Annotated in this window: 19 protein-coding genes; 6 read left to right on the forward strand and 13 right to left on the reverse strand. The window is 45.3% G+C overall.

What is annotated here, in order from left to right:
* Nucleotides 1–22: 22 nt before the first annotated feature.
* The 9 genes from QMA04_RS16445 to mutY all read right to left on the reverse strand — a co-directional run bounded on the left by QMA04_RS16445 (nt 23) and on the right by mutY (nt 10,052).
* On the reverse strand, nt 23–874 hold the full coding sequence (locus QMA04_RS16445) for an ABC transporter permease (RefSeq protein WP_203341388.1): 852 nt from the start codon (nt 872–874) through the stop codon (nt 23–25).
* Between the two features lie 53 nt (nt 875–927).
* On the reverse strand, nt 928–1,932 hold the full coding sequence (locus QMA04_RS16450; protein WP_191716839.1) for an ABC transporter permease: 1,005 nt from the start codon (nt 1,930–1,932) through the stop codon (nt 928–930).
* Nucleotides 1,933–2,016: 84 nt separating this feature from the next.
* Entirely contained in the window at nt 2,017–3,639 is a 1,623-nt protein-coding gene (locus QMA04_RS16455) for an ABC transporter substrate-binding protein (RefSeq protein ID WP_191716766.1), read from the reverse strand.
* Nucleotides 3,640–3,668: 29 nt separating this feature from the next.
* The gene (locus QMA04_RS16460) at nt 3,669–4,652 is read right to left on the reverse strand and encodes an ABC transporter ATP-binding protein (protein ID WP_191716767.1); all 984 of its coding nucleotides are present in this window, start codon (nt 4,650–4,652) and stop codon (nt 3,669–3,671) included.
* Nucleotides 4,627–5,646 carry an ABC transporter ATP-binding protein gene (locus QMA04_RS16465; RefSeq protein WP_203341339.1) on the reverse strand — a complete coding sequence of 340 codons (1,020 nt, stop codon included), beginning with the start codon at nt 5,644–5,646 and terminating at the stop codon, nt 4,627–4,629. The genes QMA04_RS16460 and QMA04_RS16465 overlap by 26 nt, the downstream gene beginning before the upstream one ends.
* Before the next feature lie 153 nt (nt 5,647–5,799).
* Nucleotides 5,800–7,545, reverse strand: coding sequence for an ABC transporter ATP-binding protein (locus QMA04_RS16470; protein ID WP_284700320.1), 1,746 nt, complete (start codon nt 7,543–7,545; stop codon nt 5,800–5,802).
* 59 nt (nt 7,546–7,604) lie between these two features.
* A complete protein-coding gene (gene ntdP, locus QMA04_RS16475; protein WP_191716769.1) occupies nt 7,605–8,150 on the reverse strand; it encodes a nucleoside tri-diphosphate phosphatase in 546 nt (181 codons plus the stop codon).
* 103 nt (nt 8,151–8,253) lie between these two features.
* Entirely contained in the window at nt 8,254–9,000 is a 747-nt protein-coding gene (gene fabL, locus QMA04_RS16480) for an enoyl-[acyl-carrier-protein] reductase FabL (protein ID WP_191716770.1), read from the reverse strand.
* A 2-nt stretch (nt 9,001–9,002) separates the two neighbouring features.
* On the reverse strand, nt 9,003–10,052 hold the full coding sequence (gene mutY / locus QMA04_RS16485; protein WP_290187082.1) for an A/G-specific adenine glycosylase: 1,050 nt from the start codon (nt 10,050–10,052) through the stop codon (nt 9,003–9,005).
* 151 nt (nt 10,053–10,203) lie between these two features.
* Between mutY and QMA04_RS16490 the strand changes: the two genes are divergently transcribed.
* Nucleotides 10,204–11,184, forward strand: coding sequence for a metal-dependent hydrolase (locus QMA04_RS16490; RefSeq protein ID WP_191716772.1), 981 nt, complete (start codon nt 10,204–10,206; stop codon nt 11,182–11,184).
* 117 nt (nt 11,185–11,301) lie between these two features.
* Complete coding sequence (locus QMA04_RS16495; protein ID WP_191716773.1) at nt 11,302–11,487, forward strand: hypothetical protein; 186 nt, start codon at nt 11,302–11,304, stop codon at nt 11,485–11,487.
* Nucleotides 11,488–11,548: 61 nt separating this feature from the next.
* Here the strand turns inward: QMA04_RS16495 and QMA04_RS16500 are convergent, their stop codons facing one another.
* From QMA04_RS16500 to recX, 3 genes are read right to left on the reverse strand one after another with little or no spacing between them, the layout of a single operon-like run.
* Entirely contained in the window at nt 11,549–11,803 is a 255-nt protein-coding gene (locus QMA04_RS16500) for a YfhJ family protein (RefSeq protein WP_191716774.1), read from the reverse strand.
* Between the two features lie 4 nt (nt 11,804–11,807).
* Nucleotides 11,808–12,140, reverse strand: a complete 333-nt coding sequence (locus QMA04_RS16505; RefSeq protein ID WP_191716775.1) for a YfhH family protein — start codon at nt 12,138–12,140, stop codon at nt 11,808–11,810.
* On the reverse strand, nt 12,133–12,939 hold the full coding sequence (recX, locus tag QMA04_RS16510) for a recombination regulator RecX (RefSeq protein ID WP_290187085.1): 807 nt from the start codon (nt 12,937–12,939) through the stop codon (nt 12,133–12,135). Before recX ends, QMA04_RS16505 begins: the two co-directional genes overlap by 8 nt.
* A gap of 103 nt (nt 12,940–13,042) precedes the next feature.
* Here recX and QMA04_RS16515 point away from each other — a divergent pair, with 103 nt between their 5' ends.
* On the forward strand, nt 13,043–13,942 hold the full coding sequence (locus QMA04_RS16515; RefSeq protein ID WP_290187087.1) for a TIGR01777 family oxidoreductase: 900 nt from the start codon (nt 13,043–13,045) through the stop codon (nt 13,940–13,942).
* A 41-nt stretch (nt 13,943–13,983) separates the two neighbouring features.
* Nucleotides 13,984–15,348: a 23S rRNA (uracil(1939)-C(5))-methyltransferase RlmD gene (gene rlmD, locus QMA04_RS16520; protein WP_191716778.1), complete on the forward strand. Its 1,365-nt coding sequence runs from the start codon at nt 13,984–13,986 to the stop codon at nt 15,346–15,348.
* 344 nt (nt 15,349–15,692) lie between these two features.
* On the opposite strand, the gene QMA04_RS16525 is transcribed toward rlmD, so the two are convergent.
* Nucleotides 15,693–16,871, reverse strand: a complete 1,179-nt coding sequence (locus QMA04_RS16525; RefSeq protein ID WP_203341346.1) for an MFS transporter — start codon at nt 16,869–16,871, stop codon at nt 15,693–15,695.
* 78 nt (nt 16,872–16,949) lie between these two features.
* On the opposite strand from QMA04_RS16525, the gene QMA04_RS16530 reads away from it, so the two are divergent.
* Together QMA04_RS16530 and QMA04_RS16535 are read left to right on the forward strand one after the other, a co-directional pair.
* The gene (locus QMA04_RS16530) at nt 16,950–17,330 is read left to right on the forward strand and encodes an OsmC family protein (protein WP_191716780.1); all 381 of its coding nucleotides are present in this window, start codon (nt 16,950–16,952) and stop codon (nt 17,328–17,330) included.
* A gap of 502 nt (nt 17,331–17,832) precedes the next feature.
* On the forward strand, nt 17,833–18,027 hold the full coding sequence (locus tag QMA04_RS16535) for an SE1561 family protein (RefSeq protein WP_191716781.1): 195 nt from the start codon (nt 17,833–17,835) through the stop codon (nt 18,025–18,027).
* Nucleotides 18,028–18,178: the final 151 nt, after the last annotated feature.

An 18,178-nucleotide genomic window follows, 5' to 3' on the forward strand; every position in this document is an offset into this window, starting at 1 on the left:
GCAAATTGCCCTGCACGTTTTTTTAAGATTTCATTCGCGGATCCAATGCATCGCGCAAACCGTCACCCATCAAGTTAAAGCCTAAAACTGTCAACATGATTGCTACACCTGGAAAAATCATGGTCCATGGGGCATTCGTCAAATACGAACGTGAATCAGCAAGCATCTTGCCCCATTCCGGCGATGGAGCCTGCGCTCCCAAACCGAGGAATCCAAGAGCTGCTGCTTCGATGATAGCAGTCGCAATCGCGAGTGTACCTTGAACGATCACCGGTGCCATGGAATTCGGCAAAATATGTGACACAAGAATCCGATTATCTTTCATGCCGATCGCTTTCGCGGACATGATGTATTCATCTTCTTTGATGCTCAATACCTTCGAGCGGATCAAGCGGCCAAAGTTCGGCACATTGATGATGGCGATGGCAATGAGTGCATTGCGCAGTGATGGTCCTAAAACCGACACAACGGCAATCGCCAATAAAATACTTGGAAACGCCAGCATGATATCGAAGATGCGGGAAATGATGGTATCCACCCAACGGCCGTAATATCCCGCTAAAATCCCCAAAATACTGCCGACGACAACCGAGCCGATAACCGCTAAAAATCCGACCCATAAGGAAATGCGGGCCCCGTATACCACACGCGATAAGATGTCCCGGCCGAAATCGTCCGTCCCCATCCAATTTGAGGAAGAAGGAGGCATAAGCCGTTGAGACAGATTTTGTTCATTGATGCCTTGCGGTGTCAACAGTGGCCCGAAAATTGCCAACAGGATGAAGAAAATGACAATCCCCATTCCCACTACCGCTACTTTGCTTTTACGGAAACCACGCCAGGCCTCTTTCCAGGGGCCGGCGACTTTCTGCATTTCCGCTTGTTCTTGTTTGATTGCTGTTTCAGCCAATGTACGTCTCCTCCTTCCTAGTCATATTTGATGCGTGGATCGACCAAGCCATAAAGCAGATCGACAAAAAGATTGATCATGACAAAAATAAACGCGACAATCAGAATTCCAGACTGGATGACCGGATAATCACGGAATCCAATCGCTTCATAGATGTAACGCCCAATTCCAGGCCAACCGAAAATGGTTTCCGTCAAAATAGCACCGCCAAGCAGCAGCCCCATCTGGAGACCGATAATCGTCAATACCGGAATGATGGCATTTTTAAGCGCATGTTTGTAAACTACCCAAAACATCGACAAGCCTTTTGAGCGTGCTGTCCGAACATAATCCGAACGCATGACTTCAAGCATACTCGAGCGCGTCATTCTGGCAATGATGGCCATCGGGATCGTCGCTAATGCCGTACCCGGCAAGACCAGATGCTTCAATACTGTAGATAATTGATTAAAATCACCCGCAATCAAAGTATCGATCACATAAAATCCGGTGATGACATCCACAGGATCCCGGACATTTTCACGGCCTGTGGTTGGGAGGATCCCCAATTCAATCGAGAAAATCCATTGGTTCATCAGCCCCAACCAGAAGATCGGCATTGATACCCCAATCAATGCGATGATCATAGCCAAGTAATCAAACCAAGAATTCTGGAACCATGCAGAAATGATGCCCGCATTGATTCCAATAATAACGGCAATAATGATGGCGAATAAAGAAAGTTCAATGGTTGCAGCCAAATACGGCCATACTTCATCCACTACTGGAGTTCTCGTACGAAGTGACTCTCCCAGATCGCCTGTGACCAGTCCTTTCAAATAATCAAAGTACTGGATATACCAGGGATTGTCCAACCCCAAGTTTGTTCGTAATGCTTTTATCGCTTCTTCGGATGCTTGTTGACCCAGGATGACTTGTGCAGGATCACCAGGAATTGCGCGGATGATCATAAATACGATAAATGTCATGCCGAGTAAAACCGGGATTAACTGTAGAAGCCGCCTTCCGATATAGTGAAGCATCTTCTTCACCTCTCCATCTCTTGCAATATGTATAACAGGAAGAAAAAAAGGGAGGAAATCATCTGACTTCCTCCCTTGGATAACCTACTCTAAATCTACTGAAGCCAATTTATCAGAACCAGTTGGATGCGCTTTGAAATTGATGACGTTTTTGCCACCAGCTAATAGCGGTGTAGAGTGTGCAAGCGGTACCCAAGGTGCATCTTCATGGATGATTTCCTGGGCTTGCATGTACAAGTCGTTTCTTACGTCTTCATCAACTTCTGATTGCGCCTGGATCAGAACATCGTGCAATTCCTGGCTTTCGTAATACGTGTAGTTATTTGTCCCAACATTGTCTTGGTCAAGCAAGGCATATAGGAAGTTATCTGCATCACCGTTATCGCCAGTCCATCCAAGAAGGAATGCATCAGCTTCTCCGTTTGCAGCTTTTTCAAGATAAGTAGCCCATTCAAATGACACGATTTCAGCTGTTACACCAACATCAGCCAAGTTCTTTTGAATCGCTTCTGCTACTTTTTGGCCATCCGGCATATATGGACGTGGAACCGGCATTGCATACAGTTCCATTTCAAAACCATCTGCCAATCCAGCTTCAGCCAATAATTCTTTTGCACGTTCAGGATTATAATCATATCCTTCGATGCTGTCGTTATACCCGCTGATTACCGGCGGAATCGGGTTTTTCGCTACTTCTGCACGCCCTTCAAAAAACGCATCTACAATCGCTTGTTTGTCAATCGCGTGGTTTACTGCCTGGCGTACTTTTGGATCGTCAAATGGCTCACGTGTTACCGTCATTCCCAGGTAACCAACGTTCATGGATGGACGTTCAAACAATTGAAGATTTTCGTCTCCTTCGATTGTTGCGCCATCAGAAGGCGTGATGCCGTCTGCCAAGTCAATTTCACCTGACAATAAAGCATTTAAACGAGCAGAGTTATCTGGAATCGCGCGGAATACCACTTGATCCAATTTCGGCTCGCCATCTACCCAATAATCATCGAATTTCTCGATTGTGATGGTGTCATTGCGTTTCCATTCAACAAACTTGAATGGTCCTGTTCCGACTGGGTTATCCCCGAATGCATCTCCTGCTTCTTCAAACGCAGTTGGTGAGGCAATGCCGAACGGGCTCATCGCCAAGTTTTTAAGGAATGGTGCCTGCGGGCGTTTCAGTGTGAAGACCACTTCATAATCACCTGTTGCTTCAACAGATTCAATTACATTTCCTTCTTCATCACCGTATCCACCGAACATAGAACCATAGTAAGGGAATTTTTCTCCATCACCGGCTGCCCAGCGTTCGAAGTTCTTAACTACTGCTTCTGCGTTGAAATCAGTGCCATCGTGGAACTTAACCCCTTCTTCCAATGTGAAAGTATAGGTTAAGCCATCTTCAGAAGGTGTCCATTCAGAAGCCAAAGCTGGTTCGATTTCTGTATCCTGTTCACCAAAATTCACTAATGTATCAAAAACGTTTTTTGTTACTTTAAAAGATTCACCGTCTGTGACAGTAATCGGATCAAGAGAAACCGAGTCGCCTCCGCGCCCAAAGATCAATGTTTTCTCTTCAGTGGATCCGCCTTCGCTTCCACCTTCGCCTTCGCCGCCTTCTGACCCGTTATCAGAACTACAGCCATAAAGAGCTGTGGATACTAATAAAAGAAGCAGAAATGCCCACGATAAGAACTTTTTCTTTCCCAAATTAACCCCTCCGTTTTTTCTATTTATTATCATTGCGGCCTGCATTCTTCGTAAAGATGACAGGCAACAGAATGACCTTTTTCAACCTCTGCAAATATTGGTACAGCCTGGGAGCAGATATCCATTTTAAAAGGACAGCGTGTATGGAACCTGCAGCCGCTCGGTGGATTTGCAGGGCTTGGCACATCTCCAGAAATGACAACTTCTTCACGGACAAACTCCGGATCAGGCACCGGCACCGCAGCCAATAAGGCTTGTGTATAAGGATGCAGCGGTTTTTCGTAAAGATCCTCTGTATCGGCGAGCTCCGCCATCTGCCCGAGATACATAACGCCTACGCGGTCACTTATATGGCGAACCACCCCTAGATCATGGGCAATGAATATATAAGTCAGTTTCAGCTCTTTCTGAAGATCCTGCATCAAGTTCAATACCTGTGCCTGAATCGATACATCAAGTGCTGATACGGGTTCATCTGCAATGATCAACTTCGGATTCGTCATCAACGCACGCGCAATTCCGATGCGCTGGCGTTGACCTCCGCTGAATTGGTGCGGATAACGTTTGGCATGGTAGCTGCTCAAACCGACAATCTCCAGAAATTCATGGACTTTCTTTTTGCGTTCTTTCGGATCGCCTATATTATGGACGTTAAGCGGTTCCATTAAAATCTTTTCGATGGTGTGGCGCGGATTCAATGATGCATAAGGGTCTTGGAAAACCATCTGGATATCACGGCGCGCTTTACGCATATCGTTGTTCGACAAACTGGTCAATTCCTGCCCGTCAAATGTCACGGTGCCTTCTGTCGGTTCCAAAAGGCGCATCAGCATCCGGCCAGTCGTCGATTTTCCACAGCCCGATTCACCCACAATCCCCAGCGTTTCACCTTCCTGGACAGTAAATGACACATCATCCACCGCTTTTACATGGTTGCTGACTCTGCCTAAAACCCCTGATTTAATGGGGAAATATTTTTTAAGCCCTTCAACTTTTAACAACGGTTCTGTCATGAGACTGTACCTCCTTCGGATCAAATAGGAAACAACGGGTTTGATGATTATCCGCTGTTTGGTACAGTTCCGGTGTTTCTCCGATGCAGCGGTCAAAAGCGAATTCGCAACGCGCTGCGAATTTGCATCCTGTTTTGATGGTTCCGGGCTTCGGTACGTTTCCGGGAATCGAATACAGACGCTCTTTTTTGAAGCGCATATCTGGAACCGATTCCAGCAATCCTCTTGTATAAGGATGCTGCGGATCATTGAAAATTGTATGGACCGGCCCTTCTTCGACTACTTTCCCGGCATACATGACCACGACCCGTTCGCAGGTTTCAGCGACAACACCTAAATCGTGGGTGATCAGCAAGACAGCTGTATTCAACCGCTCATTTAGGTTTTTGATCAATTTCAGGATCTGTGCCTGGATGGTCACATCAAGTGCCGTTGTAGGCTCATCTGCAATTAAGACTTTCGGATCACACAGAAGTGCCATAGCGATCATGACGCGTTGGCGCATCCCACCTGACAATTGGTGCGGATATTCCTTCATCAAACCTTCTGGGCGAGGCAATCCTACCAGTTTCATCATTTCGATGGCGCGTTCCTGAATTTGTTTTTTCGACCAATCCTTCTTATGGATTTTAATCGCTTCCCGAAGCTGGTCACCGATGGTAAACAACGGATTCAATGAAGTCATTGGTTCTTGGAAGATCATGGCAATGTCATTGCCTCGGATGCCCCTCATTTGTTTTTCGGAAAATTTTGTTAAATCTTTATCCTGAAATAAAATTTCGCCTCCGGTGATTTTTCCTGGCGGACTTGGTACCAGCCCCATAATAGATAGTGAAGTGACACTTTTTCCGCATCCAGATTCCCCTACAATGCCAAGCACTTCCCCTTCTCGTATGTGAAAATCTACATTATCTACTGCCGGTATCTCTCCATCATCAGTGAAAAAAGTTGTTTTCAACCCTTTAACATCCAAGATGGTTTTGCGTTCATTCATGATGCTCCCCCTTTGGCACAAAAAATGATTCAGACTATTCTTCTTCTTTCAATTATACGTAATATTACTATTAATGCAATATTTCTTTTTTGGAGTTTTTGGAAGTCCAGCATATAGAAAAAGCCTCCAATAAATTGGAGGCTTCTGTATTTTTCAATTAAAATGCTGTACTTGGAAGAGATTATAGTAGACGCCCTGCTGTTCCATCAGTTCAGTATGTGTGCCGCTTTCTGAAAGCTTGCCATGGTCGATGACCAGAATCTGATCTGCATGGGTGATGGTTGAAAGACGGTGTGCCACGATAAGAGTTGTGCGGTCATGAGCCAGACGTTCCAAGGAATCTTGGATCAGCGCCTCACTTTCTAGATCAAGTGCTGAAGTCGCTTCATCAAGAATGAGGATCGGTGGATTTTTCAGGAACACTCGTGCAATTGCCACGCGCTGCTTCTGTCCGCCTGATAATTTGACTCCACGCTCTCCGACTTTCGTATCATATCCTTCCGGCAGTTCAGAAATGAAATCATGGGCATTCGCAGCTTTCGCTGCCGCAATCACTTCTTCATCCGTTGCTCCCGGTTTCCCCATTAAGATATTTGCTTTCACTGAATCACTGAAAAGGATGGAATCCTGAAGAACCAATCCGATCTGGTCACGCAATGTATGGGTCGTCACATCGCGCAGATCATGGTCATCCATATAGATGCCCCCGCTTGTCACGTCATAGAAACGTGGGATAAGGGAAACAATTGTTGATTTCCCTCCGCCGCTCATTCCAACAAACGCAACCGTCTCTCCTGGTTTCACCGTAAAGTTCAAGTCAGACAATACTTCCGTTCCGCCATCATTATAGTGGAAAGACACGTCGCGGAATTCCAGTTTGCCATCAACTACAGCCAAATCATGGGCTTTTTCCTTATCGGTTACATCATAGTCTTCATCCATCAATTCAAAGACACGGTCCATGGAAGCAAGCGATTGTACCAACGTCGTCGAAGAATTGACCAACCGGCGAAGCGGATTGTACAAGCGCTCGATATACGCAATAAATGCCACCATCGTCCCAAGCGTTAAATTGCCTTGGATGACCTGGTAACCGGCATACCCGATCACCAGCAGCGGTGCGACATCCGTAATAGTGTTTACGACCGCAAACGCTTTGGCATTCCATTTAGTATGGTCAATTGCCTTTTCCAGAAATTGATCGTTGGTATCGTTGAAAATTTTCTGTTCATGCTTTTCAAGTGCAAAGCTTTTGATGATGCTCATTCCCTGCACTCGTTCATGAAGGTAACTCTGCACATTGGCCAGAGCCTGTGAGCGTTCCCGTGTCAAATCGCGCAAGCGGCCAAAAAAATACTTGACGCTGAACGCATAGAACGGAAACGCCAGCAATGCAACAATCGTTAAGGAAACATCCATCGTCAGCATGATGACAATAGCAATGAGTATCGTCGCTAAATCGAGCCAGACATTCATTAAACCGATCATAACGAAGTTTTTGGTCTGCTCGACGTCATTGATGACGCGTGAAATGATTTCGCCTGCCCGCGTATTGGCATAATAGCGCAAGCTCAATCGTTGCAGATGGCTGTAAAGATACCCCCGGATATCATAAAGGATTTTATTGCTGACGTATTGTGCGTAATACTGCCGGTAATATTCAATCGGCGGACGCAGCAGGAAAAAGACAATCGCCGTTCCGCCGAGCCATAGATACAGCTGCTCCAACTTCTCGGCATTCGATAAGGCATCCGCTCCGATAATATCATCAATGACGATTTTGATCAGCAATGGAATAAACAACGGGATCGCAAACTTAAATATCCCGATAAAGATTGTCAACGCAATCTGCCAATAATACGGTTTGACAAATTGCATATAGCGTTTCATACTGCTCAAAACATTCACTCCATTCTATTCAAAACGAAAAACCTGTCGGCAAGCAACAGGTTTTCATCTTAATCACGAATCCGGTTCAGTCTATGAAATTCATAGCGGTTCGTCCATACTTCGATAAAGTCCTGGGCAAATGGCCCTCTGCGCTGTTTAATCCAGCTGATCAGCTTCTCCACATTCCTGTGAAGAATCTGATCGATCACTTCAGGATAACCCATTTGCCGCTTATGGTCTTCATATTCGTCTTCATCCAACAGCGTGTACGACATGTCTGGAAACACTTTTACATCCAAGTCATAATCGATGTATTTCAACGAGCCATTATTATAGACGAATGGAGAACTGACATTGCAATAATAATAAACACCGTCGTCTCGGAGCATGCAGATGATGTTGAACCAATGTTCTGCGTGAAAATAACAAATTGAAGGTTCACGTGTCAACCAGGTTCGGCCATCGGATTCTGTTACAAGCGTCCGTTCATTTGCACCAATTACAATATTATTCGTACCTTTCAGTACAGTAGTTTCCTGCCAGACACGGTGGATTCGGCCGTTGTGCTTGTAACTGTGGATTTGGATTGTTTCACCCTCCGCAGGAATCGCCATGTAAAATCCCACCTTCTTGTCTAAGCCTTTGTTTATCTGCTATTTCAGTATTATATCAATCAATTCTGAAAACATACAGCAATAAGGCGGAAGGTCCTAAGGATTACATGACGACCGAGCGGCCTCCATCAACGATAATCGTCTGGCCACGGATCATATCCGAATCGGAAGAAATGAGGAACATAGCCGCTTTGACCATGTCTTCAATTTCAACCATCCGGCCTGCCGGCGTGTTGACCCGGGCATCATTCAACAGATCATCACGGTTCGGGAAGTGCTTCAACGCCTCTGTATCAAGCGCTCCGCCAGACACAGTATTGACGGCAATTCCAAGCGGCGCCAGTTCAACCGCTAAATAGCGTGTGATTGACTCTACTGCTGCTTTTGAAACTCCTATCGTCGTATAATTTTCTAAATAACGAATAGACCCCAATGAACTGACACCGACAATTTTGCCGCCTTTATCCATCAATTTCGCTGCTTCCTGTGCACCGAAAAGCATTGCTTTGGCGTTGATGTTCATGGTCCAATCCCAATGTGATTCTTCCAGTTCCATGATGGGACGCAAGACGCCTGAAGCCGCATTGGAAACGAAAACATCCAAACGCCCAAATTCTTCTTTGATTGTTTCAAACATGCCGCGAAGTTTTTCGACATCACCAACATTGGCGCGCACCAATAAGGCTTTTTGCCCTCGTGCTTCAATTTCCTTCACCGTATCAAGTGCAGCCGTTTTGCTGCGTGCATAATTGACGACGATATCGTATCCCTGTTCTGCTAATGCGATTGCCATTGCTTTGCCGAGGCCTCGGCTGCTGCCTGTCACCAACGCTACTTTTTGTTCTGCCATGGTTAAACATCTCCTCTTTGCTGTAATGCTGTTTTCATTTTTTGGACCGGTCCTGCGATCGGCAATAAATCCAATTCTTCCGCCGTCACCCATTTCATATGGGCAGGGGCAACTATATTTTCACTGTTGGCTATGAAGCCATCCACGTTCCATGTTAAATGAGAAAAGACATGTTTGAAAGAAGTAATTTTTTCAGCATTGTCCACAGCACCTTTTAAACTTTCCGATAGCTGCTCTTCGATTTCGAGCGGCAGCACATCTGCTGAGGTTTCCAACACCGGAAATTGCCACATATTCGCCAATAGCCCCGTCGGCGGCCGCTGTTCCATCAGCAATTTACTGCCCTGGCGGATTGCCACCATTGCATATTGCAATGACTTTGTTTTTTTCGCTTTTGATTTAATGGGCAGTTCCTGTTGTTTGCCTTCATCAAATGCGGCACAATGCTCACGTACCGGACATAGCAAACACTTTGGTGAAGTGGGTGTACAGATCAAGGCTCCCAATTCCATCAAGCCCTGATTGAATGAGGAAGGATCTTCATGGCTGATGATTTCCGTTACAGCTTCTTCGAATATTTTCCGTGTCTTCGGTTTTGCAATATCTTCTTCAATCAACAAAATTCGGGACAAGACACGCATGACGTTGCCGTCTACTGCATGCTCAGGAATTCCATAAGCTATGCTCAAGACTGCTCCTGCTGTATAGGGACCGACTCCTTTCAATGAAGACATATCCTTGCGGTTATCAGGAACGATGCCGCCGTAATTCTCGGCTACTTCTTTGACACCAGCCTGCAGGTTGCGGGCACGGGAGTAATAGCCGAGCCCTTCCCATTGTTTCAGAAGGACTTGCTCGTCGGCTTCCGCCAGATCGTTCAAAGTCGGAAATTTTTCAATAAAGCGTTTATAATAAGGAATGACTGTATCTACACGAGTTTGCTGCAGCATGATTTCTGAAATCCAGATTTGGTAAGGATCTGCCGTGCGTCTCCAGGGCAAATCTCTTTTTTCTGCTGCAAACCAGCTGATCAAGTCATTTTGAAATTGCATTTTTTCTAGTTTAATGGCGATTGCCTCCGTTCAGCTTGATTATTCACGCACCGATTCGGGTATATATGGATGAGAGAATCAGTTTCTCTTTATTTTAACAAAACTTTGCAGTTCCCGTTAAATTTAACTTCTTTAGAGAGGGGATGAGGCAATGGATACAGGAACTCACATTGTCATGGGCATTGCCCTTGGCGGCCTCGCAATGGCCGATCCGGTCGTCGCCAGCCACCCCGTCACCACGACCGCAGTGATATCCGGTGTCATCATTGGATCGCTCGCTCCTGACATCGACACTGTCTTAAAGCTTCGTGATAACGCAGTCTATATTCGCCATCACCGCGGCGCAACTCATTCCATTCCCGCAGTGCTGCTATGGCCGCTGCTGATTGCAGGTGCATTATCTCTCATTTTTCCAGAAGCTAATTTGCTTCATTTATGGCTCTGGTCTTTCCTGGCTGTCTTTATGCATGTATTTGTCGATATCTTCAATTCATACGGTACGCAAGCATTGAGGCCGATTTCCAATCGCTGGGTTGCTCTTGGTGTCATCAATACCTTTGATCCCATCATCTTCGGAGCACACATAGTGGCCTTGATGATTTGGGCATTCGGAGCCAATCCGGTCTGGACGATCAGCATTTTGTACGTTGCTATGTTCTTCTATTACCTTGCAAGGTTTGCAGTTCAAAGAGCTATCAAGCATGCTGTGCGGAACACCATTCCAGGTGCAACCGATGTTTTTGTTGCACCAACCATGCGATTTTTCCATTGGCGCATTGCGGCAAACACAGAACGGCATCATTACGTTGGCCGTGCCTACGGCAGGACCATCAATATCTATGACAAGTTTATGAAAAAAGAAATGCCTGAAAATAACTTGATCCAAGCTGCATTGAAAGATAAAAACATGGCCGCCTTTATTTCGTTTTCTCCATTGTACCGTTGGGAAATTAACCAATACGGAGAGATTTATGAAGTACGGCTGATTGACCTGCGTTACCGCAGCAATGATTACTACCCATTTGTGGCCGTTGCCCATTTGGATAAGGAATGCAAGATCATCAATTCCTATACTGGTTGGATTTTCAGTGAAGACAAGTTACGAAAAAAATTGGACTTCAGCCATAACTAGAAAACGGGGCTGTCCCATAAGTCTCTAAAATAAAACAGCCGGAGAGAAAGAAAGCCTTTTTCCCCGGCTGTTTTTTGATGGGGGAATACGTTTTCTGAGAACAGCTGGCTGATGGGAATGGAGGCGGCGACTCCAGCGCTTGCTGGAGCCACTGGACTGAGCGCAGCGAGGGAAGCGGCAGAAGCCGTGCCCGCGGAACGCGTCCGCCGCAATGGACATCTGCCGGGTCTTTCGGGAACAACAAAAGGGCTGTCACCAAAAGTCATTTTTCATGACCTTTTGGGACAGCTCTTTTTTGTTTAAGACAAGCTGTTGTTCTTCCTTAAACAAGAAGAACAAGCTGCTGAATAAAGGTGCTTATGTTTTATTGGACATCCAATAGATGGGCATATTTTGGATTTGTGCTGGCGAATTCATGAATTTTATCGCCATAGCTCTCAATCCACTGGTGCATTACTTTCTCGACCACTGCAGTACCTTGGTAATCATATCCCGCTTTGGCATAGGAAGATTCAAAATCAGAAGCCAGCAATTCAATCCAGGTACGCGCTTTTTCTTCTGACAAATTCGGGTTTTTCTCCATCAGCTCGATCGTCAATTGTTCGATAATTTCTTTCATCTGTTTACTTCCCTTCTTTTAACGGGCGCAGCATGGAAATCGGCAGCGCTTCCGTATGTTTTTTTCCACCCATCCGGTGGCCCCAGGCGAATAACCCTTTTAAATAGTCAACCTGAAAATAAACATTCGGGTCGCCTTCTATACGGTACACTTCCCCTTTTTTGAAATCGGCAGGATCTAGCATGTAAGCCGCCGCCATGATGGCTTTTCGTTCTAATACCGCAAATTCATTGACCATGCCCAGTTGCTCAGCTTTTCGAGCTTTTTCTTTTAAACGGGCAATTTCCCCACGGAGTTCATGTTCAGTCATGTCGCTATAGCGTTTTTCTTCAGTCATTTTCAAGCTCCTTCTTATCTATATACTCATTGATCACTTCACCCGGAAACCCTTTTTGGTACAAACCTTGTTTGACTTTCGATTTCAAATCGTAGCCTGTCAGTTTATTGCTGTGCTTGCGCCATAATTTATCTCCTTGTTCGGTGACGATTTCTGTCCATTGATCTTCATCTTTTTCAAGGTCCAGCTCTTCGATCGCCAATTTGATCAGCGAATAGTTATAGCCTTTTCTAAGTAAGGTATCACTGATTTTCTGATGGATTTGACTAGGCGTCTTCATCTTTTCCTTGAGGGCGATTTTCTCAGCAAGGCCTTTGGCAATTTCCAATTGTTCTTCTTCGGAATAGGAATCTAAAACGTCTTTTTGCATTTGTTTATCAATCCCTCTCTTTTGCATATCCTGCTGAATAGCACGAGGACCCTTTTTACTGGAATTAATCTGTGTCCGCATCAGCGCCTCTGAAAATTGCTGATCATCTAAAAAGTTATGGGTATACAACTTTTTGATGGCTTCATCTATAACGGCTTCGCCATATTCTTTTTCTTTCAGCTTCTGGCGCACTTCCCCTTCACTACGCATACGGAATCCAAGGTAATACAGAGCTTTATTATAGGCTTTCCGGATTTCATCTTCGAAGTTGATTTCTTCGATGGTCCATTGATCCAGCTCTTTCCCTTTTGTGAGCTGATACCTGACAAGCACCGCTTCATCCACGCTAAAAGCATACTTATCTTCAAAGAAGATATTATACCTTTCAGGGTTCTTTTTTCCCTGTGTGATTTTTGAAATAATCGGCATTTCCTGGCACCCCTCTTCTTTACACATTATACACCTTTCAACCAAGTAATGGCATAGCCTTACACTTTAAAGGGTATGCTAGTAGAAAACGGAGGCGATGGAAATGAAAATAGCAATCACTGGTGGAACTGGCTTTGTCGGTGAAGAACTGACTCGCCAATTACTTGAACGAGGCGATGAGGTTTACATCTTAACAAGAAAACCGAAAACAGCCGCTGATAAAATTACATATGTGAAATGGCTGTCGGAAGACGCCGTTCCAGAGAGGCAGCTGGAAGGTATTGATGCCTTCGTCAATTTAGCAGGCGCTTCCATAAACGACGGACGCTGGAGTGAAGAACAGAAGAAATTGATCTATACAAGCCGCATGGACGCAACCAATGAACTGCTGCGGATTATCCGTAAGCTGGAGAAAAAGCCGAAAGTCTTGGTCAATGCCAGTGCCGTCGGTATTTATCCGCCTTCTCAAACCGCGACTTATACCGAGTCTTCCACTGATCTCGGATCGGACTTTCTAGCACAGACAGTGCGGGATTGGGAGATTTTAGCTACCCGTGCCGAATCGGAAGGCGTCCGTGTAGCTTGTGGCCGCTTTGGCATCATCCTCGGAAGAAAAGAAGGCGCTTTGCCGTTGATGGCTTTGCCATACAAACTGTTTGTGGGCGGCACGGTCGGCTCCGGCAAACAATGGCTGTCTTGGATCCATGTTAGGGATGTGGCACGGGCACTTATGTTTGCGCTCGATAACGACAAACTGAGTGGACCATTCAACGTCACTGCTCCCCGACCGAAGCGAATGAAAGAATTCGGCAAAGAAATTGCACATGCACTTGGCCGTCCACATTGGATACCTGTTCCTTCTATTGCCTTAAAAGCAGTGTTGGGAGACAAGAGCCAATTGGTTTTGAAAGGCCAACAGGTCTTGCCGACTGTTCTCGAAGAACATGGTTTCCAATTCAAATTCCCAAATTTGCGATCGGCACTGGCTGATATCTATAAATAAGGCTATAATGGGGGGATGATTAACTGAAGGACGTGATATCCATGAATGATAAACCTATTATTGAAGAAGGCCAGAAATTCCCGTTGACCATTAAACGCCTCGGTATCAATGGCGAAGGCATTGGCTATTTCAAACGCAATGTGATATTTGTTCCGGGAGCTTTGCCAGGCGAAGAAATCACCGCACAAGTGACAGTCGTCAAACGCAATTTTGCTGAAGCGCGTGTCGTGAAATTACGTACTGCATCTCCACATCGCCAAACACCGCCTTGCCCGATTTATGAAGCTTGCGGCGGCTGCCAACTGCAGCACATGACTTATGACCAGCAACTGGTCGAAAAACGCGATCTTGTCATACAGGCATTGGAACGTTACCTGAAAGGCACGAAAGTTCATGTGGAAAAAACCATCGGCATGGAAGATCCTTGGCATTACCGGAACAAAAGCCAGTTTCAAACACGCTTGAAGGGTTCGAAGGTCATTGCTGGATTGTTTGCGGAAGGCTCCCACCAATTATTGGATATCGAACAATGTATCGTTCAGCACCCCGATACGACTGTCATCACCAATGCAGTCAAGCGGATTCTGGAAGAACTGAAAATGCCGATTTATGACGGCAAGACCATGAAAGGCATCATTCGCACTATCGTTGTCCGTACCGGTGTAAAAACTGGAGAGATCCAATTGGTGCTGGTAACGACACGCTCGAAAATTCCACAAAAAGAATTATTGCTGGAACGCTTGAAAAAAATCGATACAAACCTGGTATCCATTGTCCAGAATATCAATAAAGAAAAAACATCCCTTATTTTCGGAGATGAGACGATTACTTTATTCGGTAAAGACACCATTCACGAAGAACTGGGCGAATTGGCATTCGATTTATCAGCACGTGCCTTTTTCCAACTGAACCCAACACAAACCGTCAAATTATACAACGAAATCAAACGCGCTGCTGAACTGACTGGCCAGGAAAAAGTCGTTGATGCCTATTGTGGCGTCGGCACCATCGGGCTATGGCTGGCTGACGGTGCCAAAGAAATCCGCGGCATGGATGTCATCCATGAAAGTGTGGTTGATGCGAAAGCCAATGCCAAAAAGCAAGGCTACGCAGCAAAATACGTTACCGGTACGGCTGAAAAATGGTTGGAGCTATGGAGCACCGAGGGATTTGTTCCTGATGTGTTGACCGTGGATCCACCTCGAACCGGTCTCGCAGATTCGCTTTTGAAAACCATCTTGAAAGTAAAGCCGAAGCGCTTTATCTACACATCCTGCAATCCTTCAACATTGGCAAAGGATCTGCAGCAATTGACGAAGATCTACCGAATCGAATACATTCAACCAGTCGACATGTTCCCGCAAACCGCGCAAGTGGAATCGGTAACGAAATTGGTATTGAAATAAGAAAAGCGAAAGCAGCCAACAGCAGAAGCTAACCTAGTAACGCGACTTCCTGTCGCAACGGTTAGCTGATCCGCACATCCTGCGGACCTCCGAAAAGCGCTGGAAGACTTACCGGTAATGGCGTTCTTTCAGCCATTGCTGGAAAAGCTGAAGCGTCCGTGTAGCTCTGCCGGGCATAAGACAGACCAGCGAAGTGGCGCTCTTTGCCACACAGCTGGGTTGGCTTATGACCCAAAGAGCTGGGCGCTGGAGTCTGGACAATGAAAAGCGGAAGTGCTTAAGCAATAAAAAAGCTGGACCAAGGAGTTTTCACTCTGCGGTCCAGCTTTTTTATTTGGAATGAATTAAACAGCCAGTGCTTTTTTCGCATCACTTTTCAACGCTATCAGTACCGAGATGAACAACAGGATGCCAGCAATCAACAACAGAAAACTAAGCCCTCCTGAGAACTCAATGAATAGACCACCCATGGACGGCCCTGCCAAGCTTCCGATGCTGAACGCAATTCCGCATAGCAAATTGCCGGTCGGCAAGAGGTCTTTCGGCATCAGATCGGCCATATAAGAGATTCCCAGTGAAAATGTAGATCCTACAAACATGCCTGCCAACGCAAAAAGTCCGACGGTCAGCCAGGCATTGGATTCATAAAAGCTGGCTATCGTAAACACGGCAGCTCCACCAACCAGAGCCAACAATAGAACTTTCCTTCTGCCGATCCGGTCACTGAGGTTTCCTAACGGCAATTGTGTGGCAATGGCTCCGGCAGAGAAAGCGGCAAGCATAATCGAAACCATCCCTACTTCAATCGACTGCCTTAATGCATAAACCGGATAAATAGCATTCAGAGAGGCTTCCAAAAATCCATAGCCTAACGGAGGCAGAAAAGCCACCCAGGCAATAAGAATCGCCGCTTTGAATCGTCCAGCTGTCCCTTTGGCTGTCATGCTTCCACTTGAGGTTTCCGGAAAATCATTCCTCAATGAGAACACCAAAGACCAAGCCAATAAACACAGCAATCCTGAGACGATGAACGGCAAGGCTTCAAAAATATTCACCAGCGGCACAAAAAGAGGTCCTGCGCCAAACCCAATGCTGAATGACATGCCATAAATAGCAATATTCCGGCCCAGTCGGTGCTGAGGCGACGTACTGGTGATCCAGGTTTGAGTAGAGAAATGCAATGCCTGATCTCCTACACCAATCAAAATGCGCAGAACAAACCAGAACAGCACCGATTTCCATAGCGGAAACAGCAACAGCGATAGAATGACCAGTCCCCCACCGACTAAAATCAGAGGCTTATAACCAAACTTCCGCAATTGGGGTTCCATAAAAGGCGCAATTATAAGCGTTCCGACATATAATCCGGTAGCACTTAAACCATTCAAGGCGGATGAGACACCATCTTGTTCAAAAATAACCGCAATTAGCGGCAACAACATTCCTTGTGAAAAACCGGAAATGGAAACAATCGCAACCAAGATCCAAAACCGGCCACGCTCACTTTTCAAAAATTCTTTCATGATGCCTCCCCGAACAAGCACGTTCTTTTGTTTTTAATAAGAATTCAGATACAATTCTAACATAGGAGGCGTTTATAGATGAATTATTCAATGAACAAAAATGGGTTTACCGGACATCTGCCTTTTGGTGAACTCGAAATTTCAAGTAATGAAGAATACGGCTTCCGCCCGTATCAATTGTTGGTGTCTTCACTGGCTGTCTGCAGCGGTGGGGTTATGAGAAAAGTGCTTGATAAAATGCGGATGCCTGCAGAAGATATTCAAATCGAGGTTAAAGAAATTATACGCAATGAAGCAGAGGCAGATCGAGTTGAGAAAGTCCATCTTCATTTTATCGTCACCGGAGACATCAACGAAGAGAAAATGCCTCGTGTGATGGAATTGACACGCAAAAACTGCTCAATGGTCCAGTCTGTAAAAGACTCAATCGAAATTGTTGAAACCTTCGAAACGCGCTAAACAGCATAAAAGGCTCATTCCGCATCTGATGTCAGATTTTGGATGAGCCTTTTATGTTTTATATACAGTTGATTTATCTTTCATAATATCATTTCCGGCTAAGGTGCCGATGAAATGTGCGAACCCCCTCCTTCGATATTCCTGATGTTGTGGTCTGGTTTCGCTGATTCCCTTCGGCCTCCCCTCTCGTTTGATTAACCCTAATTTAACACAAACTTTATATTAAGTAAATATTCAAAATAGAATAACTAGTAAAATAATTAGTTTTACCTATAGTTTATCTTTCTTTAACGGTCAGTAAGACTCTTAATTCCGCCAGCGTGAGACCCATGCCGTAGAAGTCCGATTGGATGTCGGTTACACAGGCATTGACGGAGGATGCGGCGTTTTTAGTCTAATTCTGTCTTTTTTCACTTGGGATGCCCCAACTGATTGAAATTTCTCTGTATTGAAATCTTGTCCAATTTCCGTTACGATTAACATGCGAAATGAGGTGTATCGAATGGGAAAATCCATTACAAACAAAGAGCAGCAAGTTTCTTATATGAAACAGCGCTTGAACATGTTTTTGGAAGTATTAGACGCTATTGAACCTGAAAACACGGAGCTTGAAGATATTGATCGCTTAATCGCGATGGTTGATGATTTAGATGACAAAATGAAACAGTTTCAAGGCCGTCCAACTGAAGACCAGTAAGCCTTAATCCGTTGCCTATCGGGCAGCGGATTTTTCTTTTGTTTTCTTTCTGTTGATTGTATATGCATTTGTTTACAGAAAATATGATAACATTAAAAAAAGAGTTCCGAAAATTCATTCTTCAATTTACACGTTCTCCAAAAAAGCTTTT

Source organism: Planococcus sp. APC 3900, from assembly GCF_030407735.1.
GTDB lineage: Bacteria > Bacillota > Bacilli > Bacillales_A > Planococcaceae > Planococcus > Planococcus notacanthi.

Excerpts from the sequence above, each read along its gene's own strand:
- QMA04_RS16495 (WP_191716773.1), top strand. The coding sequence starts at position 11,302 with ATGGAGGCGGCGACTCCAGCGCTTGCTGGAGCCACTGGACTGAGCGCA.
- recX (WP_290187085.1), bottom strand. The coding sequence starts at position 12,939 with ATGCCGATTATTTCAAAAATCACACAGGGAAAAAAGAACCCTGAAAGG.
- QMA04_RS16450 (WP_191716839.1), bottom strand. The coding sequence starts at position 1,932 with ATGCTTCACTATATCGGAAGGCGGCTTCTACAGTTAATCCCGGTTTTA.
- QMA04_RS16525 (WP_203341346.1), bottom strand. The coding sequence starts at position 16,871 with ATGAAAGAATTTTTGAAAAGTGAGCGTGGCCGGTTTTGGATCTTGGTT.
- QMA04_RS16490 (WP_191716772.1), top strand. The coding sequence starts at position 10,204 with ATGGATACAGGAACTCACATTGTCATGGGCATTGCCCTTGGCGGCCTC.
- QMA04_RS16500 (WP_191716774.1), bottom strand. The coding sequence starts at position 11,803 with ATGAAAGAAATTATCGAACAATTGACGATCGAGCTGATGGAGAAAAAC.
- QMA04_RS16515 (WP_290187087.1), top strand. The coding sequence starts at position 13,043 with ATGAAAATAGCAATCACTGGTGGAACTGGCTTTGTCGGTGAAGAACTG.
- QMA04_RS16465 (WP_203341339.1), bottom strand. The coding sequence starts at position 5,646 with ATGAATGAACGCAAAACCATCTTGGATGTTAAAGGGTTGAAAACAACT.
- rlmD (WP_191716778.1), top strand. The coding sequence starts at position 13,984 with ATGAATGATAAACCTATTATTGAAGAAGGCCAGAAATTCCCGTTGACC.
- QMA04_RS16535 (WP_191716781.1), top strand. The coding sequence starts at position 17,833 with ATGGGAAAATCCATTACAAACAAAGAGCAGCAAGTTTCTTATATGAAA.
- QMA04_RS16530 (WP_191716780.1), top strand. The coding sequence starts at position 16,950 with ATGAATTATTCAATGAACAAAAATGGGTTTACCGGACATCTGCCTTTT.
- QMA04_RS16445 (WP_203341388.1), bottom strand. The coding sequence starts at position 874 with ATGCAGAAAGTCGCCGGCCCCTGGAAAGAGGCCTGGCGTGGTTTCCGT.
- QMA04_RS16505 (WP_191716775.1), bottom strand. The coding sequence starts at position 12,140 with ATGACTGAAGAAAAACGCTATAGCGACATGACTGAACATGAACTCCGT.
- fabL (WP_191716770.1), bottom strand. The coding sequence starts at position 9,000 with ATGGCAGAACAAAAAGTAGCGTTGGTGACAGGCAGCAGCCGAGGCCTC.
- ntdP (WP_191716769.1), bottom strand. The coding sequence starts at position 8,150 with ATGGCGATTCCTGCGGAGGGTGAAACAATCCAAATCCACAGTTACAAG.
- mutY (WP_290187082.1), bottom strand. The coding sequence starts at position 10,052 with ATGCAATTTCAAAATGACTTGATCAGCTGGTTTGCAGCAGAAAAAAGA.
- QMA04_RS16460 (WP_191716767.1), bottom strand. The coding sequence starts at position 4,652 with ATGACAGAACCGTTGTTAAAAGTTGAAGGGCTTAAAAAATATTTCCCC.